This is a genomic window from Agrobacterium sp. LR_9 (genome assembly GCF_041954855.1).
Lineage (GTDB): Bacteria > Pseudomonadota > Alphaproteobacteria > Rhizobiales > Rhizobiaceae > Agrobacterium > Agrobacterium leguminum.
Window position 1 is genome coordinate 112,683 of sequence record NZ_JAVAYA010000010.1, and the last position, 24,366, is coordinate 137,048.

The following is a 24,366-nucleotide window of genomic DNA, read 5'->3' on the forward strand; positions in this document are numbered from 1 at the left end:
TGTCACCGCCCTACCGCATAGGCCTGCATCAGCCGCGGTGTTGCAGCGGCACGCAGCAGACCATCCGCATCGCGACGCGCGGCGGTGAGCCGCCCGACCGACCATGCATCGGCAACCGTGACGCGGTGCCCGCGGCGGCGAAGCTCCTGCAAGGTCGCTTCGCCCACGGTGCTCTCCACGGTGATTTCACCCGGCGAACTGGTGCGCGGATAAAACGAACCCGGAAAATGCGCGGTGTGGAACAGCGGCATATCGATGGCGGCCTGCAGGTTCTTGCCGTGATGGGCATAACGCAGGAAGAAGGGCAGTTGCCACTGGTCCTGCTGATCGCCGCCCGGCGTGCCGAACACCATCGCGGGACGCCCTTGATGCAGCGCAAGCGAAGGCGTCAGCGTGGTGCGCGGGCGTTTGCCCGGTGCAAGTGAGGTCGGCAGGCCTTCCTTCAGCCAGAACATCTGGGCGCGGGAATTGAGCGCGAAACCGAGGCCGGGCACGATGGGCGAGGATTGCAGCCAGCCGCCCGAAGGCGTGGTGGAGACCATGTTGCCCCAGCGGTCGATGACATCGATATGCACCGTATCGCCACGCTTCTCCGTCAGATGCGACATGGTCGGCTCGTAGACCGTGCCGGTGCCGCTCATCTCGGCCAGCATGGCCATGGTGGCGTCCACCTGCTTTTCGTAACCCGGCACGGTGCCGGGGCGCAGCTCCAGCGAGGCCTCGCCGCTTATCAGCGCGCGGCGGCCGGCATTGTAGCCTTCCGACAGGAGATATTCCGTCGGGATCTGCCCGAATTCCGGATCGCCGTAATAGACCTCGCGGTCTGCATAAGCGAGCTTCATGGCTTCGACGATGGTGTGGATGAAATCGGGACCGGAGGGGTCCATGGCCGCAATGTCGAAGCCTTTCAGAAGCGCAAGCGATTGCAGCAGAACCGGGCCCTGCCCCCAGGCGGGCGTCTTGGCAATCGTCCAGTCGTGATAGTCGAGCGTCTGCGGCGCTTCGACGGTCGCGCTCCAGTCCGCCATATCCTGCGCCGTCAGCACGCCCTTGTGCTTAGCACCGCTGGCATCCATGACTTCCGCTGTCCTCACGTAACCGTCGATAGCTTCCGCAACGAAACCCCGATAAAAGGCATCGCGTGCCGCCTCGATCTGGTTTTCGCGGCCGGAACGCGCTTCGGCTTCGGTGACGATCCGCTGATAGGTCGCGGCCAGAACCGGATTGCGGAAATTGGCGTGAGGCTCGGGTGCCGCGCCACCCGGCAGCCACGTCTCATGCGATGTCGGCCATTCCTTCTCGAAGAAATCGGCCAGACCCTTTATGGTGGCGGAGACGCGCGGCAATGTCGGATGCCCGTGCTCGGCATAATAGATGGCGGGTTCCAGCACTTCGCGCACGCTCATGGTGCCATAATCGCGCAGCATCAGCATCCAGCCGTCGAAAGCGCCGGGAATGACGGTGGCGAGCAGCCCGTCGCCGGGGATCAGCTTCAGCCCTTCCGACGTATAATGTTCAATTGTCGCACCGCTCGGGGCCGGGCCCTGTGCGCAGATGACTTCCACCTTGTCCTTCTGCTTCGAATAAAACACGGCGGGCATATCTCCGCCCGGACCGCAAAGATGCGGCTCGACGATCTGGAGGACGAAACCCGTGGCGACGGCCGCGTCGAAAGCATTGCCGCCTTTTTCGAGGATCGCCATGCCGACGGCCGATGCGATCCAGTGCGTTGAGGTAACGACGCCGAAGGTGCCAAGGATTTCAGGGCGTGTGGTGAACTCATTCATTCGGATATTTCCTTTAAAAGATCATGCTTCGCGCGGATCGAGCGCGTCGCGCAGGCCGTCGCCCAGAAGATTGAAGCCGATGACGACGAGGAAGATGGCGATGCCGGGCCACATCGTCATCCACGGCGCCTGGCTGAGGAAATTCTTCGCGGTATTCAGCATCGAACCCCAGGAGGGCGCCGGCACCTGCTGGCCGAGGCCGAGGAAAGAAAGGCTCGCCTCCGCGATGATGGCGGTCGCCACCGTCAGGGTCGCCTGCACGATGATGGGGGCGAAGACATTCGGCAGGATGTAACGCGTCATGATGTCGATGTGGTTGAGCCCGATGGACCTTGCGCCTTCGACATAATCTTCGGTCTTGACCGCCAGCACCTGCCCGCGCGTCAGCCGCACGAAAATCGGCATGGCGGAAAGGCCGATGGCGATCATCGCATTGGTGAGGCTCGGGCCGAGGAAGGCGGCAAGCGCAATCGCCATGATGAGAAACGGCATGGCCAGCAACGCTTCGGTGATGCGGGATATGACCATATCCACCCAACCGCCGAAATAACCTGAAATCAGGCCAAAGGGCACGCCGATGACCACGGCGATCATCACCGAGACCACGCCCGCCATCAGCGAGGCGCGCGCGCCATAGATCATGCGGGAAAGGATGTCTCGGCCGAGATCATCGGTGCCGAGCCAATGGGCGGCCGAGGGCGCCTTGCGGATGGCAGACCAGCTGGTCGCCACCGGATCGGCAATCGGCAGGATCGGCGCGGCGATGGCAAGGACGGCGAAAAACAGCACGATAACCATGCCGACAAGCGCCGATTTGTTGCGCTTCATCTTCTTCCAGGCGCGGCTTTCCTGCCGCGTTACCGCTACGGAGAGGTTTTGATCGAGAACGGTCATGATATCGGGGCCTCAGATCGTCGCCCTGAGGCGGGGGTTGAGCAGGACATAGGCAATGTCGGCCAGAAGGTTCATGAGGATGAAGCCGACGGCGGTGCAAAGAACAATGCCCTGCACGACGGCGTAATCGCGGGTGAACACCGCATCGACCGTCATCTTGCCAAAGCCGGGAATGGTGAAAATCTGCTCCGTCAGCACCGCCCCGGCCAGCAATTCGCCGAAGAGCAGCGCCAGCAATGTGATGACGGGCAGAAGCGCGTTGCGGAAACTATGCGACAGGATGATCTCGCGCGGCGAAAGCCCCTTGGCGCGGGCGGTGCGGATATAGTCGGAACTGAGCACCGCCACCATCGCCGAACGTGTATGCCGCATCAGCGTCGCCGCAAGCGCGTTGCCCAGCACGAAGGCGGGCATGATCATGGTTTCGATGGAGCGGACGGGATCGACAAAGATCGACTCATAACCGGATGCCGGCAACCAGCCGAGTTTGACCGACACCAGCAGGATCAGCATGATACCGAGCCAGAAGTTCGGGATGGAGAGGCCGGAAAGCGCCACGATATTGGCCGTGTAGTCGATCCACGTGTTCTTCTTGACGGCGGCCAGAATGCCGATGGGAATGCCGATGACCATGGCAAAGAACATCGCCATCACCGCCAGCTGAATGGTGACCGGCAGCTTCTGGCCGATAAGCTCCAGCACCGGCTGGTTGGTGCGCAGCGAAATGCCGAAATCGCCCGTCACGACGCCGCCCAGCCAGTTGACATATTGCAGCGGCACAGGGTCGTTCAGGCGATATTTCTCCCGCAGGAATTCAATCGTCGCCGGATCGCGCTCCTCGCCCGCCATGGCAAGCACCGGATCGCCCGGTAGCAGTTTCTGCAGCGAGAAGACGAAGATGGAGATGATCAGAAGCGTCGGGATCGCGACCAGCAGTCGCTTGCCGATATAAACAGGCATGGCATGGCCCTCGTTCGTGCCAATTCGTGAGGGCCGCACGGCAAGGCCGTGCGGCGCATGCGAAGCGTTCAGTCCTTGGAGACGCCGAGAAGGCGGATCATGCCATCCGGCGACGGCGCCCAGCCCTTGACCTTGTTGGAAATGGCATAGGCATAGGGCTGGTGGCCAAGATAGATGATCGGCATGTCATCGTTGAGGATGACGCTTGCGGCATCGTATTTTTCCTTGCGCACCGCATCCTCGGTCGAGGCGCGGGCCTCGTTCAGCAGCTTGTCGACCTCGGGATTGCAATATTTCACATCGTTAATGCCGCCCTTGCAGGTGACGAACTGATGCAGATTGCCATCCGGATCGATACGTCCCGACCAGTCGGAACGGCTGAGCTGGTAGTTGCCGGCGGTCTGTTCGGACAGAAGAGTCGCGAATTCCGTGGCCTTCAGGGTGACGTTGAAGCCGGCTTCCGCGACCATGGACTGGATGACCTGCATCATCTGCGTCTGCGTTGTGTTGTTGGCGTGCTGAAGCTCGATGTCGAGCTTTTCGTAACCCGCCTCCTTCATCAGCGCTTTGGCCTTGTCGATATCGCGCGCCGGCACCGGCAGATTCTGGTTGAACCACGGGCTTGTGGGCGGGAAGGCCTGATTGCCTGCCTTTGACGTGCCCTCAAAGACGATCTGGCCAATCGCTTCCCGGTCTATCGCATAAGAAAAGGCCTGACGCAGGCGCTTGTCCTTGCCGAGCGGATTATCCGCACGCGAACCATTGTTGATATTGACATACATGGCCATGTAGCCCGGTCCGATGACATCCGCATAGGTCAGATTGGCGTCGTTCTTGACGGACTCGGCATCGGAGGCCGAGATGCGCTCGGCGATATCGAGGTCTCCCGAGCGAAGATTGGCAAGCTTCACGGTCGTATCGGGGATCGGCAGATAAACGACCCTGTCGACCAGAATTTTGTCCTTGTCCCAATAATCGGTAAATTTCTCGAGCACGATACGGTCCTGCTGGATGCGCTCGACGAATTTGAACGGCCCGGCGCAGACCGGCTTCGAACCGAAATTCGCGCCCAGTTCCTTGGCCGCCTTCGGCGCGACGATCATGCCGGCGCGGTCGGAAAGCTGCGCAAGCAGCGTGACATCCGGCGTCTTCAGGGTGAATTTGACGTCCAGCGGCCCGGTGGCCTCGACCTTTTCGACCGAGGAAAGCTCGCTCTTGCGGCGGGATTCCGGCAGGGTCATGTTGCGCTCGATGGTGGCGACCACAGCCGCCGCATCCAGTGTCTCGCCGTCGTGGAATTTCACGCCGTCGCGGATCTTCATCGTCAGCACCTTGCCGCCCTCGGACCAGGCCCATTCGGTGGCAAGCTGGGGAACGATCTTCATGTCCTGCGAGATGTCGACGAGCTTGTCGCACATGGCGGTATAAACGATACGGCCGACGAAAGTGCGCGATTGCGCGGGGTCGAGAACGTCGGCGTCATCGTTAAGGCCGATGCGCAATTCGGACGAGATGGCCGGCGTGGACAGGAATGCACCGGCCAATAAGGCGGCAGTCAATGTCTTGATTTTCTTCATGTTCTATCCTCTGGTCTGGTTATCTTTGTTTTTTTTTGATTGGCCGGCCCGGAAAGGCCGGCAGGTCTGCCCTGCTGCCTATGAGGCCGGCGTGAGCGGATTGTCGGCATCGCCCGTGCTGCGGGCGGCAATGTCTTCTCCGGTTTTCTCCTCCAGAAAGCCGAGCGAGGTGGCGCGGATCAGCCTTTCCTGATGCATGAGAAGGTGCTGGCGCATCGCTTCGCCGGCTCTTGCGGGGTCGCGATCGGCGATGGCATCGACGATCGCTATGTGCTGTTCGAAGGAAGCCTTGCCGTTCGTGCCGCTGCGGCGCGCCAGTTCCCGTATCGATTGCCATGCATCGTCCTGGCGAATGCGGTTGACGACATCGAAGATGGACAGGAACAATTTGTTGCCAGCGCTCTGGGCGATCTGGCGGTGAAGCGAACCATCCCACAATTCCTTGGCGTCGGCATCCGTGCTCTGGCCTGTCTTCTGGACAAGGGCGCGCATGCGCTCCACCTCGGCGGGCTTGGCGCGCATGGCCGCAAGCTGCGCCAGTTGCGGCTCGATGCGCAGGCGCACTTCCATGATTTCCATGATATCCGTGCCGGCGACCAGTTCCGTCACCTGGGCGGACCAATCGTCCGGCTTTTCGCCCACAAAGGTTCCCGCCCCCTGCCGTCGCCAGATCAGACCTTCGGCTTCCAGAACCTCAAGAGCACGACGGACTGCACGACGGCCGACATTGAAGGTTTCCGCGAAGGCCCGCTCCGTCGGCAGGCGACGGTCTTTCGCAAGATCCTGCGTTTGAATGTACTCCCGCAACTTCGCCAGCGCGTAGTTGGAGTTATCGTTGGGGTTCACCGTCAAGTCGCACCATTTACTGAACCAATCCTATATTGGTTCATTTGGTGAGAAATTTTTGCCGTCGTCAAGCTTATTTTTGAGCGGCAATAATTGGCGCTCAAAATATGGGCATACGGCTTTTTTTGAAGGTGAAGGGTGGGCGTCATAGACGCACCCACCCCTCCTAAAGATCGATGGAGAGCCTGATGCGCCCCGACAGGCGCTCGCCGGGGGCAACCGTCCCTAGAACCTGCCCTTCCCGCTGCGCCTGCGGCAAACCAAGCGCTCCGGCGGCCATGGAAACGGGCTCAAGACAGAGATAGCGCTCCATGCGGTGCACGGCGAGATGGCGGAAAACGGGATCGGCCTTAAGCCGTAGTGAAAACCTGTCGAAGTCGACCTGTGCGCTTGACCAATCGGTGAAATGCAATGTGTATCCCGTTGCGGCGGGAATGGCGGGTTTCGGGCGAGGTGCCGGCGGCTGGCCGGTTGGCACGTTCTGCGCATCCAGCGGATGATGCAGTTTGGCGTCCGTCCGCGCATCGCAACCGAGCCCGGCCGCCAGATAGGGATGCCAGCCCAGCGACATCGGCGCTGGCCCATTCGCGCGATTGGTTATCGACAGTTCGACGGTAAGGCTGGCATCTTCCAGCAGGAAAGACTGCTCGGCGCGGAAGGAAAAAGGCCACTCCCGGTCAGCCTCATAGTCCAGTACCAGTGAGACCCAATCCGAAGACAGATATGAAATCTCCCACGGCCGCCGATGAGCCGGGCCATGCATGGCGTCAGGCGCAAGCGCCGGATGCGGCAGCAGGTCATGGTGGATACCCGCATGGACAAAGGACCCGTCATAGAGCCGGTTGTGATAGGGAAACAGCGGATATGCGCCGGCCCTCGGCCAGTCGAACGGCTCGAACTCCTGCTCCGTTGTCGGCACCAGAATATCGCCGTAGTCCGCGTGCCGCAGATGGGTCATTCTGCCTCCCCAAGCGGGGCGCAGGCGGGCAGAGAGCCGCCCGCAGGCAATCGCAACCGTTTCAGGCGAAGGCATAGGAGCCGTCAGGCCGTTTGGGTACCCGTCTTTGCCAATGAACATAGCCATCCTCCTGCATGGCTTTTTCATCCATCTCCACGCCCCAGCCGGGGCGGTCCGGCCTCAGTTCCAGATATCCGTCCTTCGGCAGATAGGGGTCGACGACATAACGGGTTTCGTCCTCGCGTTTTTCAAGATCGGTGCCGCCATAGACGTAGCATTGCCCTTTCGGCAGCCGGTATTCGAGAATGCGGAAATTCTGCTGGGCGGCGGAGAAGTGCACGTTGACGGCGGTGGCGAGCGGTCCCATCGGGTTATGCGGCGCGATGCTGACGAAATGCGCTTCCGCCAGCGTGGCGATGCGGCGCATCTCCGAAATGCCGCCGACAACGCAGATGTCGGGCTGGATGATATCCGCACCCTTTACCTGAAGAAGACGCAGGAACTCATTGCGATTATAGAGACTTTCACCGGTCGCCAGCGTGCAGTTCAGCCCCTGTTTCAGGTCTCCCCACATCTCGATATTTTCGGGACGCAAAGGCTCTTCGAAGAACAGCGGGTCGTAAGGGGCAAGCGCATTGCCAAGCTGGCGGGCGGCCGCTGGCTCGAAAATCTTGGCATGGGCGTCGAAGGCGATGTCGTAGTCGGGCCGCACCGTTTCGCGAAGCGAGCGGAAATATTCGGCCGAACTGCGCACCACCTCCCCCCAGCGATGGGCGTGAATATCGACGCGCCATGGGCTGAGCTTGAAGGCTGTGAAGCCCCAGTCCTCGTTCAGCCGGTCGAACTCCTCCTTCGCCGCCGGTGCGTCCGGGGCCGTATAGACACCGGCATAGACCTTGATACGGTCGCGTACTTCGCCGCCCAGCAGTTTGTAGACCGGCACCCCCGCCGCTTTGGCCGCGAGATCCCAGAGGCAATGATCGAGCGCCGAGATTGCCGACAGACCGAGCGCTCCGGGCGGAAAGCGGTTCTGCTGGAGCAGGAGGTTGTAGAGATATTCAACTCGCGTCGGGTCCTGCCCGGCAAGGAAGCTGTAGAGGTAGTCCAGCACCGGCGGCAGGGCGAGATCGGGGCCGTGATTGTAACACTCGCCCCAACCGGTCAAACCGTCATCCGTATCGAGAGCGACGATGACGCGGGGGCGGTCCTTGTCGCGGGTGACGAATACCCGCATGCGATCGATTTTCATGCTTCAGTCTTCCTCATAAATTGCAGCTTGCGACAGGCCCGGCACTAACGGGCGACGGCCCCGTTCTTGACTTCGGATGGTTCGACGTAGCGGAATCTGCGGGTGCGATCCCGGTCGCGCGGGTCCGGGCGCGGAATGGCGGAAAGAAGCGCCTGTGTGTAAGGGTGATCCGGCGCGTTGCAGACCTTTTCGGCGTCTCCCACTTCCACCAGCTTGCCACGATACATCACCCCGACGCGGTCGCACATATAGCGGATGACGCCGATATCGTGGCTGATGAAGATATAAGCGAGGCCAAGCTCGTCCTGCAGCCGCATCAAAAGATCCAGCACCTGGAACCGCACCGAAACATCGAGCGCCGAGGTTGCCTCATCCGCCACGATGATGCGCGGCTTCAGCGTGATGGCGCGGGCGATGCCTATACGCTGGCGCTGGCCGCCGGAAAAAGCGTGCGGATAACGCTCGCGCCCGGCAGGGTCGAGACCCACCTGCTCCATCAGCGCGCAGACGCGTTCATCCAGTTCCCTGCCCTTTGCAATACCGTTCACGAGCAATGGCTCGCCGATCACCTGCGCCACCGTCATGCGTGGATTGAGCGATCCGAACGGGTCCTGAAACACCATGCGTAATTCGCGCCGCGCGGCTTTCAGCTCCGCACCCTCGATTTTCGCCAAATCGACCACCGTGCCATCCGCACGGCGATAGAGCATCGCACCGCCGGTCGGATCGTAGAGGCGCATGATCGAGCGGCCCATCGTGGTCTTGCCGGAGCCGCTTTCGCCGACGATGCCGAGCGTTTCGCCGGGAAGCAGCCGGATCGATACGCCGTCCAGCGCCTTCATCTCGCCGAAATGCATGGAGAGGTCGTTGACCTCGAGGATGGGCGCGGCCGCAAGATCGAGCGGCGGGCGGGCCAGGCGGATTTCCGCCTTCTGCTCCAGCTTCAGAACGGAGCCGATCAGCATGCGGGTATAGGGATCTTTCGGATTGTGGAATATCTCGTCGACCGTGCCATATTCCTTGGCGACGCCGTGATGCATGACCAGCACGTCATCGGCAATCTGCGCCACCACGCCCATGTCATGGGTGATGAAGAGCACAGCCATGCCGTGCGCCTTTTGCAGCCGCGATATCAGGTCGAGGATTTCGGCCTGTGTGGTGACATCGAGCGCCGTCGTCGGTTCGTCGGCGATCAGGAGTTGCGGTTTGCAGGCCAGCGCCATGGCGATCATCGCGCGCTGGCGCATGCCGCCCGAATATTGGAAGGCGTAACGATCCAGCGCCTTTTCAGGGTTAGGGATTTCCACCTGCCGCAACAGTTCGATGGCCTCGGCCCGCGCCTCTGCCTTGCTCATCTTCAGATGCAGGCGCAGGACTTCGGTGATCTGGTCACCCACGGTATGCACGGGTGAAAGCGACGACATCGGCTCCTGAAAGATCATCGCGATGTCAGCGCCGCGCACCGAGCGGATGGCCCGGCTGCGCGGATCGAGCTTTGCCAGATCGAGAGACGTGCCGTCGGCGCGGTTGAGGATGATCGAGCCGGACGCAATGCGGCCGGGGCTGTCGATGATTTGCAGGATCGAACGGGCGGTGACGGATTTGCCGGAGCCGCTTTCGCCGACGACGCAGAGCGTCTTGCCGGGATCGATGGAGAAAGACAGGTCGTTGACCGCCCGGAACACACCGTTTCTGACCGGAAATTCGGTCACCAGATTGCGGACTTCGAGCAGGGGTTTGGCTGGCTTCATGGAGAGAATATCGCTCATCCGGGGCCTCACTTGTTATAGGGGTCGGCTGCATCGCGCAGACCGTCGCCGAGCAGATTGAGCGCCATGACGGCAATGACGACCGCCACACCGGGCAGGAACAGCCAGGGTGCAGTCGCAATCGAGCGGATGTTCTGCGCCTCGCGAAGCAGCACGCCCCAGGAAATGGTGGGCGGCTGGAGTCCGAGACCAAGGAAGGACAGCGATGTTTCCGCAAGGATCATCGCCGGCACCGCAAGGGTGACAGAAGCGATGATATGGCTCGAAAAACTGGGCAGCATATGGCGGAAGATGATGCGCCCTTCCGGCACGCCATCCAGCCTGGCCGCAGCCACGAATTCTTCGGTCCTGAGCGACAGGAACCGGCCGCGAACGACGCGGGCAAGCTGCGCCCAGCCGGTCAGCGACAGGATGATGGTGATCATCATATATTGCAGCGTGGCAGGCCAGCCCTGCGGCAGGGCGGCGGCCAGCGCCAGCCAGATGGGAATGGTGGGGAGCGACAGCACGAAGTCGATCACGCGCTGCATGACGAAATCGATGCGGCCGCCGTAATATCCCGAAATGCCTCCCAGAACGACGCCGAGCAGCAACGAGAAGAACACGCCGACAAGACCGATGGACAGGGAGACCTGCGCCCCCTGCACCACGCGGCTGAAGACATCTCGGCCGAGACGATCCGCACCGAAGAGGAAGAGCGGGCGCGTTTTATCGGTGGAGGCCAACAGATGTATATCCGTGGTGAACAGGCCAAATACGGAATATTCGTAACCGCGACCGAAAAGCTGGACCGGAATTTTCTTCGCCGTATCTTCAACGAAGACGGCCGCCAGCGTTTCAGGATTGCGGGTCAGCTTCAACGGATAATAATGCAGCCCGAGCGAGAAACCCTCGGTCGTATCGATGAAATGGACGCGCTGCGGCGGATGGAAGGTGGCGCGGGCATTCTGCAGCACCGGATCGTTGATGGCGAAAAAGCCGGGCACCAGCGCAACGATATACATGGCGACGGTGATGAACAGGGCTGCCATGGCCAGCTTGTGGCGCTTGAAGGCCCACCAGATGAGCTGCCACTGCGAGGCGACGGCGGCGCGGTCCTGCCGGGCATTGGTGGTCATGGTGATATCGCTCATGGCGCCCTCCTATTCGAGCCGGATGCGCGGATCGACCAGCGCAAGCAGGATGTCGCTGATAAGCGAACCGATCAGCGTCAGCGCGCAGATCAGCAGCACGAAAGCGCCGGCGAGATACATGTCCTGCGCCATCAGCGACTGCAAAAGCAGCGGCGCGGCCGTCGGCAGGTTGAGCACGATTGCGACAACCACGGAGCCCGAAATGAGATTGGGCAACAGCCATGCAATGGTGGAGATGAACGGATTGAGCGCAATTCTGAGCGGATATTTCGTCAGCAGCTTGAACTCGGACAAGCCTTTTGCCCGCGCGGTGGTGACATAGGGCTTGGGCAACTCATCCAGCATATTGGCGCGCATGACGCGGATGAGGCTTGCGGTGGAAGACACGGCAAGGATGGCGACCGGCAGCCAGATATGGGCCATCAGGTCCATCATCTTGGCGATACTCCACGAGGCGGTCTCGTATTCGGCTGAAAACAGCCCGCCGACATCGGCCCCGAACTCCACCGCCGCGACATACATCAGCACCAGCGCCAGCAGGAACGAGGGTATGGAAAGGCCGAAGAAGGAAAAGGCGGTGAAAAGATAATCGCCAATCGAATATTTGCGCACGGCGGAGAAGACGCCGATGGGAAGCGCGATGGCCCAGGTTGCAAGAAGGCTTGCGATGGCCAGAACCAGCGTCAGCGCCATGCGCTCCCAGATGAGGCCTGAAACCGGCTGCTGCCATTCGAACGAAATGCCGAAATCGCCGCGGCTGACGATGCCCCAGATCCATTTCAGATATTGAACGATCATCGGGTCATCGAGGCCGAAACGTTCGCGCAGCTGCGCCGCCGTATTGTGGTCGATGACCTCGTTCGAGGCGGCCAGTGTGGCGATATAGGTCGTCACATAGTCGCCGGGCGGCAGCTGGATCAGGACAAAGGCAAGGAAACTGACGGCAAACAGGGACGGTATCATCCACAGCAGGCGTTTTACGATAAAAAGCAGCATGTCGTTCTCGCAATCACATTGTGCCGCACGCGCCGCCTTCCACTAGGGAGACGGCTGTGGGTGGTCGAAACAACCTGAGAGGCGTCGCCGCGTTGCGGCAGCGACACCCATGTGGCGATGTCAGCTTGTGAAGGTGAACTGTTGCGGCAGCGCCGGGCCGGGATTGGGCCAGGTCCAGCTGTCTGGTTCCGTTTCCGGCACATTGCGCAGATTGTTGCGGATGATGCCGAAACCGCCCACCGCAAGGCAGAGGCCGATTGTCTCGAACTCTTCCGCCGCAATGTCGAAGATCTGCTTCATCTTCTCGCCGCGCTTGGCAAGGTCGGCCGTCGAGCGCGCCTCATCGAACAGCTTGAAGCGCTGCTTCTGGCTTTCCGGCGGCTCTTCGCCCTTCTGGCCATTCGAGGTGTACCAGAGCGCCCACGGAATGGCGTAACGCGACCCCTGCGGATGGAAGGCAAAGAAATCACGCGGATCGAGCATCGGATCGAGACCGCCGGGGCCGGGCCAGACGGCCGCATCATGGGCATTGTCATCGCCGCGCGTGTAATAGAGCGCGCGTTCGATGGTGTTGACCTTGATGTCGACGCCGATCTGCGCCCATTGCGCCTTCACCAGTTCCAGCGCATCGACCAGATCGGGATAGAGCGTCGGGATAACGTCAATCGAGAAGAAGACGGGCTGACCGTCAGGCCGCAACCGCATGCCGTTGCCGTTCTTCTTGTCGTAACCGGCCTTGTCGAGAAGCTCGTTCGCCTTGTCCGCATCATATTCGGTGAATTGCCGCGCCAGCTTTTCATTGTACCAGGGGTGTGTCGGGCGCGGCCCGGCCTGATAGCCCTCGCTTTGACCGAAATAGACGATGTCAATGATTTCCTGCCGGTTGAGCGCGATGGACAACGCCTGGCGGAACGACTTGTCGGCGAACATCTTGCGCATCGCCGGGTCTTTATGGGTGATGTTCAGGTAAATCTGGCACTGCTGTGCGGCAGACGGCACCAGCGTCAGCAGGCGGTAGTCACCCTTTTTCATGTTCTGAGACAGGGTCGGCTTGTTGGCAAGAACGCTGATATGGCGCTCCTGAATGTCGATCTTGCCGGAAATGACGTTCAGCATCAGCGATTCGACATCCTGCGAAATGCCGAAATTGATTTCGTCGATATAGGGCAACTGGTTGCCTTCGGTATCGACCTGCCAGAAGTAAGGGTTGCGGGTCATAACCACGCGTGTCGCACCGCCGGAATAGGGTTCTTTCACCACCCATGGATCAAGCGTCGGCTTGTCGACATTCGACCAGCGGGACGGAATTTCGATATCGCCGCATTTGGCGCGGAACAGCTCGGTCCAGCTGGAGACACCCGCCGCCTTCACATTGGCATCGAGCGCCGTGTTGTATTTCGGCAGGAACTTGCTGCAATAGTGTTTGGGAAACAGCGTCGGATGCTGGCCGAGCGGCGTGGCGAGGTTTTCGAGATAAAGCGCATTCGGCGCGGCGAATTTGAACTTTACCGTGAAATCGTCGACTTTTTCGACATCGACCGCCTTACCGGCCACGGAAAGCTGCGCCGGCGTGGCGCTGTAAAGTTCCTTGTTCTTGATGCAGTCCTCGATGGCGAACACCACGTCATCGGCGGTGAAGGGGTGGCCGTCCGACCATTTTGCGCCTTCCAGCAAGTGGAAGGTGAATTGCGAGGCATCGTCGTTGACTTCCCATTTCACCGCAAGGTTCGGCAGAACCTCGGTGAAATCCATGTTCCAGCGGACAAGGCCCTGATTGCCGACCATGCGCAGGATGCCGTTATGGTCCGACGAACCGCGCAGGCCACGGCGCAATGTGCCGCCATAGGTGCCGATTTTCTCGTGCGGCGTCACCACCATCGGATTTTTCGGCAGACGTTCGGCTAAAGGCGGCAATTTGCCGTCCTTTACCAGCGCCTCCAGTTCCGGCGCCTGCTTGCCGGCGGCAGCCCGCGCCGAGGTCCCGATGACGGAAAGGGCGGCCACGCCGCCAACACCCGCCATAAAGGTTCGGCGCGTTACGCCCAGTGAAAATGCTTCGCCATCGCGCATCGACAATCCTCCCAAAAAATCACCGGCAGCGAAACGGCTTTCACCGAACCGCGACGGCCCTCCCGGCCAGCCAGCACGCCGATCCTCCATCGGCAGGGGCAGACCATATGAGCGTTTTCAGATGATTACAAGTATTGACAGATTTTTACATCTTTTTTATTTGTAGGCCGGTTTTCAGGATCAGGCTTAAAGAAAAAATCGGCAGGACAGCCCTCTCGCTCACAAAAACCCCGGTATTTCTGTTGCGATTGAAATGCAGGAAACCCATTAACTTCAGCGATTTGCAACGGAAGGGCTGCTGATGGACAATCACACTGCATCTGCCGCCGCTCGAGGCGAGACTCGGCTGAGCGACATCATCTACGAAAAAATCGTGGGCATGATTTCGGACGGGCGGTTTCCCGTGAACGAGCGGTTGCCATCGGAACAGAATCTGGCGTCGCTGTTTGGCGCGTCGCGGCCGGTTGTGCGGGAAGCGCTGGAGCGGCTTCGGAACGACGAGCTTATTGTTTCGCAAAAGGGATCCGGCTCCTATGTACGCCAGCAGCCGGATTCTTCCGTGTTGCAACAGGTGCCGGTCGGCTCGCTGGCCGACGTGCAGCGTTTTTTTGAGTTCAGGGCCGGATTGGAGGCTTCCGCGGCCGAGCTTGCGGCACGCAACTGGCAGGCAGCGGACAAGGTGCGTATCGAGCAGGCGATTGCCTCGCTGGAACAGTGTCTCGAGCGCAACGATCTCGGCGCGGAGGAAGACTTCGCCCTGCACGAAGCCATCGCGAAGGCGAGCCATAACCAGTTCCACATCACGGTGCGGATCTGGTTCAAGCCCCATTTCGCCATCGGCCAGTCGGTGACACGCAGCCTCAGCCTCAAGCGGACGCCGCAGCATGTGCGCGAAGTCCAGAACGAGCACACGGCCATCGTGGAAGCGATTTTTGCGCGGCGTGAGCAGGCCGCGCATGACGCGATGAAAGACCACATATTGAAGGCGCGCGCCCGCATGTTTCAGGGCGTCGGCAGCTAGGCCGCACCCTGCAATGTCGAAAACAGAATCATAAAGGGCGGATGAGGGAGAGGAACCAGTGAGCCAGCCACACATCATGGAACCGAAGCTCCGTTCCCTGATCGATACCCCGCTGAAGGTCGGCGAATCGCCTGCCTGGGACGAGCGAACCGGCGATCTGTGGTTCGTCGATATTCTCGCGCCTGCCATTTTTCGCCTGCATCCCGGTGGAAAACTCGACAGATACGACATGCCCGCTCAAGTGGGCTGTCTCGGCCTTTGCGACAATGGCTTGATCGTGGCGGGCCTCAAGACCGGTGTGCATCTTCTCGATCCCGCGAGCGGCAAGCTCGATCTTCTCTGCGACCCGGACGACGGGCGGCCCGACAGCCGCCTCAACGACGGAAAGGTCGGTCCGGACGGCCATTTCTGGGTGGGGACCCGCGACGAGGCCGCGATACAGACAGGCAATGCCCGCCTCTATCGCGTCGCCCCGGATGGCGGCATCGAATGCATCATCGATGGCAACATGTTCACATCGAACGGGCTTGCCTGGAGCCCGGACGGCAGGCGCATGTACCATTCCGACAGCAGCGGCCTCATGTATCAGGCGTTCGATTTCGATGTCGCGACCGGCAGGCTCGGCCCGGCCGAACGCCTGCACGATTTCGCGCCGGATGAAGGCAGGCCGGACGGTGCGGCGACCGATTGCGAAGGCTGTTACTGGAGCGCCGGCGTTCAGGCGGGACGTCTCAACCGCTTTTCACCGGACGGCGAATTGTTCGAGGTCTACCGGCTGCCGTTCAAGGGGCCGACCATGCCGTGTTTCGGCGGTCCCGACCTCAAGACAATCTACCTCACAAGTCTCGTCACCGAGACGGACGGAATAACCACCGCAGGCACGGTTGTCGCATTCGATGCCCCGGTCGCCGGCACGCCCGTTCACAAATTCTCCATCTGAAGATGACTTTTGATCTTAAGGAACCCAGTTGATGACGACATTCGATTTTCGCCAGGCCCTGCAGGGCATCTCCGGTGTTCCGGTAACGGCTTACGATGCAGGCGGCGAAGTGGAGACCGGTGTTACCGCCGAGGTTTACGCCCGCGTCGCGAAGGCAGGCATCCACAATATCGTCGCGGCGGGCAATACGGGCGAATTCTACGCCTTGACGCCCGCGGAAATTCTGAAGGTTTATGAGGCCGCAGTAAAAGGTGTCAGCGGCAAAGCCCCGGTTACGGCGGCGATTGGCCGCTCGCAGCGCGAGGCGCTCTCCATGGCGCGTCAGGCAAAAGAAATGGGCGCATCCGCCGTCATGTCGCATCAGCCGGTCGACCCTTTTGCAGCCCCGCAATCGCAGATCGACTATTTTATCGGCCTTGCGGAGGGCAGCGAATTGCCGCTGGTCGCCTATGTCCGGGCGGACGGCTTTTCGGTAGATGACATGGTAAGGCTCGCCGGCCACCCGAATGTCGCCGGCATCAAGTTCGCGACGACCGACATCATGCTTCTGTCGCGCGCGATTGCCGCTTCCGATCCGAACGGCGCTCTATATGTCTGTGGACTGGCTGAAAGCTGGGCGCCCGCCTTCGCGGCGGTTGGTGCGCGCGGCTTTACATCCGGTCTCGTCAATGTCGCGCCGCAATTTTCCCTGCAGGTTCACGACGCCCTGACGGCCGGCAATTTCCCGGCCGCACGGAAGATCATCGAAAAGATCGAATTGTTCGAACGGCTGCGGACACGATATCGCAACGGCGCAAACGTGACCGTGGTGAAGGAAGCCATGGAAATTCTGGGGATGAAGGTTGGCCCCGTGCGTGCGCCGGGACTTGCCCGTCTGGACAAAGAAGACCGCGCAACACTCGAAGGACTGCTTGCCAGCTGGCGTTGATGGACGCCGTACCGGCAAGCTGCACGTTTTCGCTTTTATCAGATCATATGCCGGCCATGAGCCGGCATATGCTTTCCGGGCCTGATTGCCTCAGCCGAAGAGTGCAAGGCTGCTCTTCACGGTAACCCATACGCCCCACAGAAGCGGAATACCGACAGCAACCCAGGCAAGTGCCGCCTTGGTGTCCAGCCCGCCACGTCCGATGCCGAAGGAGCCTGTCGGGCCGGCATTGGCGGCCGCCGTCTTTGCCTGCAGCGTCGCGACCTCCGCATCCGACATGAACCACTTGTCCGAAAGCGGCCGCACGAAGGCATTGGCCACGAGGCCAATCGCCAGCATGCCCGCCAGAATATACATGGTGCTGGTGTAGAGCGCGGGTCCTGGCGCCACGCCCGCCGCGATCTGCGCCTCACGGATGTAGTTGACGACGACAGGGCCGGCGATGCCCGCTGTCGCCCACGCCGTCAGCAGGCGGCCGTGGATTGCGCCGACGAACTGGGTGCCGAAAATATCGGCGAGATAAGCGGGAATGGTCGCAAAACCACCGCCATACATCGACAGGATGATACCGAAGGCGAGAACGAAGAGCGCCTTGTTGCCCATCGTCGCAAGCGTCGGCGCCAGCGCATAAAGAATGATGCCGAGAATGAAGAAGCAGAAATAAGTGTTCTTGCGGCCGATCTTGTCGGACATCGACGCCCAGAAGAAGCGGCCGCCGATGTTGAACAGGGAAAGCAGCCCGGTGAAACCGGCAGCAATCGCCGCGATCTGCGCCTTCTGCCCTGCATCGAGATCCGCAAAGCCCACGCCGGGTAAGCCGATCAGCGAGCCTGCGAAGATTTCCTGCAGCATGGGCGAAGCCATGCCGATGACGCCGATACCTGCCGAAACGTTGAGGCACAGCACCGCCCAGATGAGCCAGAACTGCGGCGTCTTATGTGCGTCGCGCAGGTGCACGTGGCGATGGGTTATCATCGCGCTTTTGGCGGAGGGCGCGGTCCAGCCTTCCGGACGCCAGCCCGATGGCGGAATGCGGTAACCGAAAGCGCCCGCCATCATGAAGACGAAATAGATCAGGGCCATGACGACGAAAGTCTGCCAGACGCCGACCGAAACGTCCGTCTTGAAGTTGTTCATCAGCAGATTAGCAAGCGGCGCGCCGATCATCGCACCACCGCCGAAACCCATGATGGCCATGCCCGTCGCCATGCCGCGACGGTCCGGGAACCATTTGATCAGCGTCGATACGGGCGAAATATAGCCAAGGCCGAGGCCGATACCGCCGATGACACCGGCGCCCAGCCACATCAGCCACAGCTGATGCGTGATGACGCCGATTGCCGCCACCAGAATGCCGCCGCACCAGCAGCAGGCGGAAACGAAGCCGGCCTTGCGCGGCCCCACTCTTTCCAGCCAGCCGCCCCAGATGGCCGCCGAGCAGCCGAGAAGAACGAAGAAAAGCGTATAGATCCAGCCAAGATCGGCCACGCGCCAGTTGCACTCAGTGGTGAACAGCGCCCCCAGAAGGGTGAGGCTGGAACAACTGGGGTCCGTGGCCGGCAGAGCCTTCGACAGCGGCAGCCAGAACACGCTGAAGCCATAGGCCATGCCGATGCATAGATGAATGGCAAGGGCCGCCGGCGGCACCAGCCAGCGATTGAAACCCGGTCTTGCGATTATTCGTTCGCGGTCCAAAAACCCGGCTTGCGCCGCCTCTCCCGCTGTCGCACCTGCTACTGCCATTGACATTACCTCCCTCGTGGATGTCTGGACATGTCACGTTCACCCCGCCGGGCGAACATCGATATCGCCGAACGTCCCCCGTCCGGCCGAAAGTGTGATTTTGCGGTCGCGCCGCTCAAGCCTCTGTGCTTTCCGGGACGCTCGGTTCCGAAAGGGACTCACCCGCAATTGGTCCTTTGCCGCCCGGCGCGCCCTTCGCATCGTCGCCGAGACCCACGGCATCGGCCGCCGGATCGTCGGGCCGCTTGATCTTCTTCGACGCGGCAAGCACAAGCGGCAGAAAATCACCTGCCCCGGCATCCACCATCTCGAAGAACCGGCGTCGCATGCGCGGTTCCCAGAACTTGTTGATGTGGGTGGCGACACCTTCGATGCGAACGTCTTCCGGCTGCGACAGAAAGAATGTCGCGATCTGGTTCGCCATTCTCACCAGCTTTTCATCGGTGTGGTTGAGCAACATGACCTCTTCCCCCGCGCCGGCTGCCGGCCGACGCCTCTGTGTGTGACAAGGCCGGGCGCACCCGGCTCTCCTTATTCCGCCGCTTCGAGCTTGCCGCTGATCCGCCGCGAACGTCGGCCAAGCGCATCATATTCCTCCTGCCATTCCGTCGGCCCGTTGGAAGGCGATACCTGCACGGCGGTCACCTTGTATTCCGGACAGTTGGTCGCCCAGTCGGAGAAGTCGGTAGTGATGACGTTCGCCTGCGTGCCGGGATGGTGGAAGGTCGTATAGACCACGCCGGGCGCCACGCGGTCGGTGATCAGCGCCCGCAGCGTCGTATCGCCCGACCGGCTGGCGAGCTTGATCCAGTCGCCATCCTTCACGCCGCGTTGTTCGGCATCGTGCGGATGGATTTCGAGCCGATCCTCCTCATGCCAGACGACGTTTTCCGTGCGCCGTGTCTGCGCGCCGACATTGTATTGCGACAGGATGCGGCCGGTGGTGAGCAACAGTGGGAACCGCGGACCGGTGCGTTCGTCCGTCGCCACATATTCGGTGCGGATGAACTTGCCCTTGCCGCGCACGAAACCATCCACGTGCATGATCGGCGAACCATCCGGGAATTTCTCGTTGCAGGGCCACTGCACCGAGCCCTTCTCCTCCAGATAGTCATAGGAAACACCGGCAAAGCTCGGTGTCGTCGCCGCGATCTCGTCCATGATCTCGGACGGATGCGCGTAGTTCCATGCAAGCCCCATGGCCTGCGCCAGCTTCTGCGTCACTTCCCAGTCGGCATAACCGTTCTTCGGGGACATGACCTTGCGGACGCGGTTGATGCGGCGCTCGGCATTGGTGAAGGTGCCGTCCTTTTCGAGGAACGTGGATCCCGGCAGGAAGACATGGGCGTAATTCGCCGTCTCGTTCAGGAAGAGATCGTGCACCACGACACATTCCATCGCGGCGAGACCGGCCGAGACGTGCTTCGTATCCGGATCGGACTGGAGAATGTCCTCGCCCTGAATATAGATGCCCTTGAAGCTGCCATCCACGGCCGCATCGAGCATGTTGGGAATACGCAGCCCCGGCTCGTTGTTAAGCTTCACGCCCCAGAGTTTCTCGAAGATGTCGCGCGTGGCATCGTCGGAAATATGCCGATAGCCGGGAAGCTCGTGCGGGAAAGACCCCATGTCGCAGGAACCCTGAACATTGTTCTGACCGCGCAGCGGATTAACGCCTACACCGGGGCGGCCGATATTGCCGGTCGCCATGGCCAGATTGGCGATTGCCATCACCGTGGTAGACCCCTGGCTGTGTTCGGTGACACCGAGCCCGTAATAGATGGCGCCATTGCCACCCCTGGCATAAAGACGCGCGGCGCCGCGCACCTCTTCCGCCGGCACACCGGTAAAGCTTTCGGTTTCTTCCGGGCTATGCTGGGGTTCTGCGACGAAAGCGGCCCAATCCTCGAATTCCGACCAGTCGCAGCGCTCGCGAATGAAGGCTTCGTTGAACAGCCCTTCCGTGACGATGACATGCGCAAGCGCCGTCAGCACCGCGACATTCGTTCCGGGCTTCAGCGGCAGGTGGAAGGACGCCTCCACATGCGGCGTGCGGACGAGATCGATACGGCGCGGATCGATGACGATCAGCTTCGCGCCCTGTCGCAGCCGCTTCTTCAGCCGCGAACCGAAAACAGGATGCCCATCCGTCGGATTGGCGCCGATCACCAGCACCACATCGGACTGCTCGACGCTATCGAAATTCTGCGTGCCGGCGGAGGTGCCGAAGGCCTGGCCGAGACCGTAGCCCGTCGGCGAATGGCAGACGCGGGCGCAGGTATCGACGTTGTTATTGCCGAAGCCGGCGCGGATGAGTTTCTGGACGAGGAAGGTTTCTTCGTTCGTGCAGCGGGACGAGGTGATGCCGCCGATGGATTCCCGGCCATATTGACCCTGGATACGCCGGAACTCTGACGCGACATGGGAGAAGGCCTCCTCCCATGTGACTTCCCGCCATGGATCGCTGATCTTCTCGCGGATCATCGGGTTGAGAATGCGGTCCCTGTGGGTGGCATAACCATAAGCGAAGCGGCCCTTGACGCAGGAATGGCCGCGATTGGCCTGCCCGTCCTTCCACGGCACCATGCGCACCAGCTCTTCACCGCGCATTTCCGCCTTGAAGGAGCAGCCAACGCCGCAATAGGCGCAGGTCGTGACCAGCGAATGCTCCGGCTGGCCGATCTCGATCACCGATTTCTCCGTCAGCGTCGCCGTCGGACAGGCCTGCACGCAGGCGCCGCAGGAAACGCAGTCGGAATCGAGGAACGCCTCATGCGCGCCGGGCGACACACGGCTTTCAAAACCTCGTCCTTCGATCGTCAGCGCGAAAGTGCCCTGCACTTCCTCACAAGCGCGCACGCAACGGGAGCAGACGATGCATTTGGAAGGATCATAGGTGAAATAGGGATTGCTTTCATCCTTCGGCATCCAGCGCGCGTTAAGATCGCCATCGCCAGTGCGGGCCTTGACGTGGTTGTCGCCTTCGTATCCGTAGCGCACATCGCGCAGGCCCACGGCGCCGGCCATATCCTGCAGCTCGCAATCGCCATTGGCGGCGCAGGTCAGACAGTCGAGCGGGTGATCGGAGATATAAAGCTCCATCACGCCCTTGCGGATCTGCTTCAGCCGCTCCGTCTGCGTGTGCACGACGAGACCGGGGGCGACAGGCGTGGTGCAGGAGGCGGGGGTGCCATTGCGGCCCTCCACCTCGATCAGACAGAGGCGGCAGGAACCGAAGGCATCCACCATGTCGGTGGCGCAGAGCTTTGGAACATCGATACCCGCTTCGCGCGAGGCGCGCATGATCGAGGTTCCCGCAGGCACAGTCACCTGCCTGCCGTCGATGGTGAGCGTCACCATGTCAGTTGCGTGGGATTTGGGGGTTCCATAGTCGAATTCCGTTACAAGGGCCATGGTCTTACTCCGCCGCTTCAACACGTGGGATGGGGGCAAAATCATCAGGGAAATGCCGAAGTGCGCTCATGACGGGATAGGGCGTGAAACCGCCGAGCGCACATAGCGAACCGAATTTCATGGTTTCGCAGAGATCTGCGAGGAGTGCCGTATTTTTCTCCGGCTCGATGCCGAGCGCGATCCTGTCCACCGTCTCGACGCCGCGTGTGGAGCCGATGCGACAGGGCGTGCACTTGCCGCAGCTTTCGACGGCGCAGAATTCCAGCGCGAACCGGGCCTGATGCAGCATATCGGCAGTATCGTCGAAAACCACGATGCCGGCATGGCCGATCAGGCCACCGGCGGCCGTGAAGGCTTCATAGTCGAAGATCGTGTCGAACAGCGAAACCGGGAAATAGGCCCCGAGCGGACCGCCCACCTGCACCGCCTTGACCGGGCGGCCGGTGATCGTGCCGCCACCGATATCATTTATCAGCTGCCCGAGCGGCAGGCCGAAGGCGGTCTCATAAAGCCCACCATGCCGGATGTTTCCGGCAAGCTGGATGGGAATGGTGCCATGCGAGCGGCCGACGCCGAAATCGCGATAAAACGCCGCGCCGCGATCCATGATGACCGGAATGGAGGCGAGCGAAATCACATTGTTGACGACGGTGGGCCTGCCGAACAGGCCCTGCAAAGCAGGAAGCGGCGGCTTGGCGCGCACGGTTCCGCGCTTGCCTTCCAGACTGTTCAGAAGCGAGGTTTCCTCGCCGCAGACATAGGCGCCGGCACCCATGCGCACTTCGAGATCGAAGGCCCGCCCGGAACCAAGCACGGATGGGCCAATGATGCCTTCGCGGCGGGCGATTGCGATTGCCTGCTCCATGACCTTGATGGCGTAAGGATATTCCGAGCGCGTATAGATGAAACCTTTCGTCGCGCCGACGGCGAGGCCGGCAATCGCCATGCCTTCGATCAGCACGAAGGGATCGCCTTCCATGATCATGCGGTCGGCGAAGGTGCCGCTATCGCCCTCATCGGCATTGCAGACGATATATTTCTGGTCGGCCACCGCATCGGCGACGGTCTTCCATTTGATACCGGTCGGGAAACCCGCGCCGCCGCGTCCGCGCAGGCCGCTTTCGGTCACTTGCGCAACGATATCGGCCGGCGCCATGGCGACGGCTTTTTCGAGGCCTTTCAAGCCCTGATAGGCGCGGTAATCCGCAAGCGACAATGGATCGGTAACGCCGCAGCGGGCAAATGTCAGGCGCGTCTGGCTTTTCAGGAACGGAATGTCCTTCGTCGGCCCGAGACAGAGAGGATGCTCGCCGCCGGTGAGAAAACCCGCATCGAAAAGCGAAGCAACGTCGCTGGCCTTGACCGGCCCGTAGGCAATACGGCCATGTTCGGTGCGCACTTCCACCAGCACTTCAAGCCAGAGCATGCCGCGCGAGCCATTGCGGACAATATGAACCTCGAGGTTGCGGCTGGCCGCCTCGCGGCCGATTGCTTCGGCGACACGGTCTGCGCCAACGGCAAGCGCGGCGGAATCGCCTGGAACAAAAACGGTGACACTCATCGGCGCGCCTCCGCCAGAATGTCGCCAAGACAGTGCTCATCCAGTCGCGCATGAAGCTCGCCATCCAGCATCAGCGCGGGCGCCTGTGCGCAAAGCCCGAGACAGAAAACCGGCTCCAGCGTGACGGAACCGTCGGCTGCGGTTTCGTGCCAGTCAAGGCCGAGCCGGTTCTTGATGGTTTCCGCAAGAGGCTCGCCACCCATCGACTGGCAAGCCTCGGCGCGACAGAGCTTCAGCACATGCCGGCCGGACGGATGATCTCGAAAATCGGGATAGAAGGTCACGACGCCATGGACCTCGGCGCGCGAAATATTCAGCGCGGATGCGACGATCTGCTTGGCGCTTTCCGGTATGTAGCCGAATTCTTCCTGCACCGCGTGCAGAATGGGCAGCAATGGCCCCTCCAGGTGGAGAAGTTCGTCAATGATGGCGGAAACACGAGCCGCCTCATCTGCGGCAACCGCACGGATATTCATAAGCCAGTCCTCCCAAACCGACAGGGGCAGGTATGGCGAGCGGC

At 61.2% G+C, this 24,366-nt stretch carries 19 protein-coding genes; 3 read left to right on the forward strand and 16 right to left on the reverse strand.

Going from position 1 to position 24,366, the window contains the following annotated elements; translation table 11 throughout:
* Positions 1-2: 2 nt before the first annotated feature.
* From RAC79_RS13765 to RAC79_RS13815, 11 genes are all read right to left on the reverse strand, one after another.
* The gene (locus RAC79_RS13765; RefSeq protein WP_104680035.1) at positions 3-1,787 is read right to left on the reverse strand and encodes a gamma-glutamyltransferase family protein; all 1,785 of its coding nucleotides are present in this window, start codon (positions 1,785-1,787) and stop codon (positions 3-5) included.
* Positions 1,788-1,808: 21 nt separating this feature from the next.
* Positions 1,809-2,681 (reverse strand): ABC transporter permease, encoded by an 873-nt coding sequence (locus tag RAC79_RS13770; protein WP_174016266.1) that lies wholly within the window; start codon positions 2,679-2,681, stop codon positions 1,809-1,811.
* 12 nt (positions 2,682-2,693) lie between these two features.
* A complete protein-coding gene (locus RAC79_RS13775; protein WP_020810606.1) occupies positions 2,694-3,641 on the reverse strand; it encodes an ABC transporter permease in 948 nt (315 codons plus the stop codon).
* 68 nt (positions 3,642-3,709) lie between these two features.
* Positions 3,710-5,218, reverse strand: coding sequence for an ABC transporter substrate-binding protein (locus tag RAC79_RS13780; protein WP_338808894.1), 1,509 nt, complete (start codon positions 5,216-5,218; stop codon positions 3,710-3,712).
* Positions 5,219-5,296: 78 nt separating this feature from the next.
* The gene (locus RAC79_RS13785) at positions 5,297-6,070 is read right to left on the reverse strand and encodes a FadR/GntR family transcriptional regulator (protein WP_065657709.1); all 774 of its coding nucleotides are present in this window, start codon (positions 6,068-6,070) and stop codon (positions 5,297-5,299) included.
* Positions 6,071-6,230: 160 nt separating this feature from the next.
* Positions 6,231-7,097 (reverse strand): aldose 1-epimerase, encoded by an 867-nt coding sequence (locus tag RAC79_RS13790; RefSeq protein ID WP_374997156.1) that lies wholly within the window; start codon positions 7,095-7,097, stop codon positions 6,231-6,233.
* Positions 7,084-8,271, reverse strand: coding sequence for a galactarate dehydratase (locus RAC79_RS13795; protein WP_104680032.1), 1,188 nt, complete (start codon positions 8,269-8,271; stop codon positions 7,084-7,086). The genes RAC79_RS13790 and RAC79_RS13795 overlap by 14 nt, the downstream gene beginning before the upstream one ends.
* A gap of 44 nt (positions 8,272-8,315) precedes the next feature.
* The gene (locus RAC79_RS13800; RefSeq protein ID WP_374997157.1) at positions 8,316-10,040 is read right to left on the reverse strand and encodes an ABC transporter ATP-binding protein; all 1,725 of its coding nucleotides are present in this window, start codon (positions 10,038-10,040) and stop codon (positions 8,316-8,318) included.
* 8 nt (positions 10,041-10,048) lie between these two features.
* Positions 10,049-11,173 (reverse strand): ABC transporter permease, encoded by a 1,125-nt coding sequence (locus RAC79_RS13805; protein WP_003521679.1) that lies wholly within the window; start codon positions 11,171-11,173, stop codon positions 10,049-10,051.
* A 9-nt stretch (positions 11,174-11,182) separates the two neighbouring features.
* Complete coding sequence (locus RAC79_RS13810) at positions 11,183-12,169, reverse strand: ABC transporter permease (RefSeq protein ID WP_003521681.1); 987 nt, start codon at positions 12,167-12,169, stop codon at positions 11,183-11,185.
* A gap of 120 nt (positions 12,170-12,289) precedes the next feature.
* Positions 12,290-14,239, reverse strand: coding sequence for an ABC transporter substrate-binding protein (locus tag RAC79_RS13815; protein WP_374997158.1), 1,950 nt, complete (start codon positions 14,237-14,239; stop codon positions 12,290-12,292).
* A 301-nt stretch (positions 14,240-14,540) separates the two neighbouring features.
* On the opposite strand from RAC79_RS13815, the gene RAC79_RS13820 reads away from it, so the two are divergent.
* The 3 genes from RAC79_RS13820 to RAC79_RS13830 are packed head-to-tail and all read left to right on the forward strand — an operon-like array spanning position 14,541 to position 17,128.
* Positions 14,541-15,260, forward strand: coding sequence for a FadR/GntR family transcriptional regulator (locus RAC79_RS13820; protein WP_374997159.1), 720 nt, complete (start codon positions 14,541-14,543; stop codon positions 15,258-15,260).
* A gap of 58 nt (positions 15,261-15,318) precedes the next feature.
* Entirely contained in the window at positions 15,319-16,200 is an 882-nt protein-coding gene (locus tag RAC79_RS13825; RefSeq protein WP_374997160.1) for an SMP-30/gluconolactonase/LRE family protein, read from the forward strand.
* Positions 16,201-16,231: 31 nt separating this feature from the next.
* A complete protein-coding gene (locus RAC79_RS13830; protein ID WP_080858061.1) occupies positions 16,232-17,128 on the forward strand; it encodes a dihydrodipicolinate synthase family protein in 897 nt (298 codons plus the stop codon).
* Positions 17,129-17,218: 90 nt separating this feature from the next.
* Here the strand turns inward: RAC79_RS13830 and RAC79_RS13835 are convergent, their stop codons facing one another.
* The 5 genes from RAC79_RS13835 to RAC79_RS13855 all read right to left on the reverse strand — a co-directional run bounded on the left by RAC79_RS13835 (position 17,219) and on the right by RAC79_RS13855 (position 24,322).
* Positions 17,219-18,871: an OFA family MFS transporter gene (locus tag RAC79_RS13835; protein WP_003521686.1), complete on the reverse strand. Its 1,653-nt coding sequence runs from the start codon at positions 18,869-18,871 to the stop codon at positions 17,219-17,221.
* 115 nt (positions 18,872-18,986) lie between these two features.
* Positions 18,987-19,331, reverse strand: coding sequence for a formate dehydrogenase subunit delta (locus RAC79_RS13840; protein ID WP_080858059.1), 345 nt, complete (start codon positions 19,329-19,331; stop codon positions 18,987-18,989).
* 71 nt (positions 19,332-19,402) lie between these two features.
* Positions 19,403-22,285, reverse strand: coding sequence for a formate dehydrogenase subunit alpha (gene fdhF, locus RAC79_RS13845; RefSeq protein ID WP_059756356.1), 2,883 nt, complete (start codon positions 22,283-22,285; stop codon positions 19,403-19,405).
* A 4-nt stretch (positions 22,286-22,289) separates the two neighbouring features.
* Positions 22,290-23,846 carry an NADH-quinone oxidoreductase subunit NuoF gene (locus tag RAC79_RS13850; RefSeq protein ID WP_174040636.1) on the reverse strand — a complete coding sequence of 519 codons (1,557 nt, stop codon included), beginning with the start codon at positions 23,844-23,846 and terminating at the stop codon, positions 22,290-22,292.
* Positions 23,843-24,322 carry a formate dehydrogenase subunit gamma gene (locus RAC79_RS13855; protein WP_065657697.1) on the reverse strand — a complete coding sequence of 160 codons (480 nt, stop codon included), beginning with the start codon at positions 24,320-24,322 and terminating at the stop codon, positions 23,843-23,845. Before RAC79_RS13855 ends, RAC79_RS13850 begins: the two co-directional genes overlap by 4 nt.
* Positions 24,323-24,366: the final 44 nt, after the last annotated feature.

What these genes read in the sequence shown, in the direction of transcription:
- RAC79_RS13805 (WP_003521679.1), bottom strand. Translation starts at nt 11,173, where the DNA reads ATGAGCGATATCACCATGACCACCAATGCCCGGCAGGACCGCGCCGCC.
- RAC79_RS13770 (WP_174016266.1), bottom strand. Translation starts at nt 2,681, where the DNA reads ATGACCGTTCTCGATCAAAACCTCTCCGTAGCGGTAACGCGGCAGGAA.
- RAC79_RS13850 (WP_174040636.1), bottom strand. Translation starts at nt 23,846, where the DNA reads ATGAGTGTCACCGTTTTTGTTCCAGGCGATTCCGCCGCGCTTGCCGTT.
- RAC79_RS13790 (WP_374997156.1), bottom strand. Translation starts at nt 7,097, where the DNA reads ATGCCTTCGCCTGAAACGGTTGCGATTGCCTGCGGGCGGCTCTCTGCC.
- fdhF (WP_059756356.1), bottom strand. Translation starts at nt 22,285, where the DNA reads ATGGCCCTTGTAACGGAATTCGACTATGGAACCCCCAAATCCCACGCA.
- RAC79_RS13855 (WP_065657697.1), bottom strand. Translation starts at nt 24,322, where the DNA reads ATGAATATCCGTGCGGTTGCCGCAGATGAGGCGGCTCGTGTTTCCGCC.
- RAC79_RS13815 (WP_374997158.1), bottom strand. Translation starts at nt 14,239, where the DNA reads ATGCGCGATGGCGAAGCATTTTCACTGGGCGTAACGCGCCGAACCTTT.
- RAC79_RS13800 (WP_374997157.1), bottom strand. Translation starts at nt 10,040, where the DNA reads ATGAGCGATATTCTCTCCATGAAGCCAGCCAAACCCCTGCTCGAAGTC.
- RAC79_RS13780 (WP_338808894.1), bottom strand. Translation starts at nt 5,218, where the DNA reads ATGAAGAAAATCAAGACATTGACTGCCGCCTTATTGGCCGGTGCATTC.
- RAC79_RS13775 (WP_020810606.1), bottom strand. Translation starts at nt 3,641, where the DNA reads ATGCCTGTTTATATCGGCAAGCGACTGCTGGTCGCGATCCCGACGCTT.
- RAC79_RS13835 (WP_003521686.1), bottom strand. Translation starts at nt 18,871, where the DNA reads ATGGCAGTAGCAGGTGCGACAGCGGGAGAGGCGGCGCAAGCCGGGTTT.
- RAC79_RS13820 (WP_374997159.1), top strand. Translation starts at nt 14,541, where the DNA reads ATGGACAATCACACTGCATCTGCCGCCGCTCGAGGCGAGACTCGGCTG.
- RAC79_RS13840 (WP_080858059.1), bottom strand. Translation starts at nt 19,331, where the DNA reads ATGTTGCTCAACCACACCGATGAAAAGCTGGTGAGAATGGCGAACCAG.
- RAC79_RS13765 (WP_104680035.1), bottom strand. Translation starts at nt 1,787, where the DNA reads ATGAATGAGTTCACCACACGCCCTGAAATCCTTGGCACCTTCGGCGTC.
- RAC79_RS13810 (WP_003521681.1), bottom strand. Translation starts at nt 12,169, where the DNA reads ATGCTGCTTTTTATCGTAAAACGCCTGCTGTGGATGATACCGTCCCTG.
- RAC79_RS13795 (WP_104680032.1), bottom strand. Translation starts at nt 8,271, where the DNA reads ATGAAAATCGATCGCATGCGGGTATTCGTCACCCGCGACAAGGACCGC.
- RAC79_RS13830 (WP_080858061.1), top strand. Translation starts at nt 16,232, where the DNA reads ATGACGACATTCGATTTTCGCCAGGCCCTGCAGGGCATCTCCGGTGTT.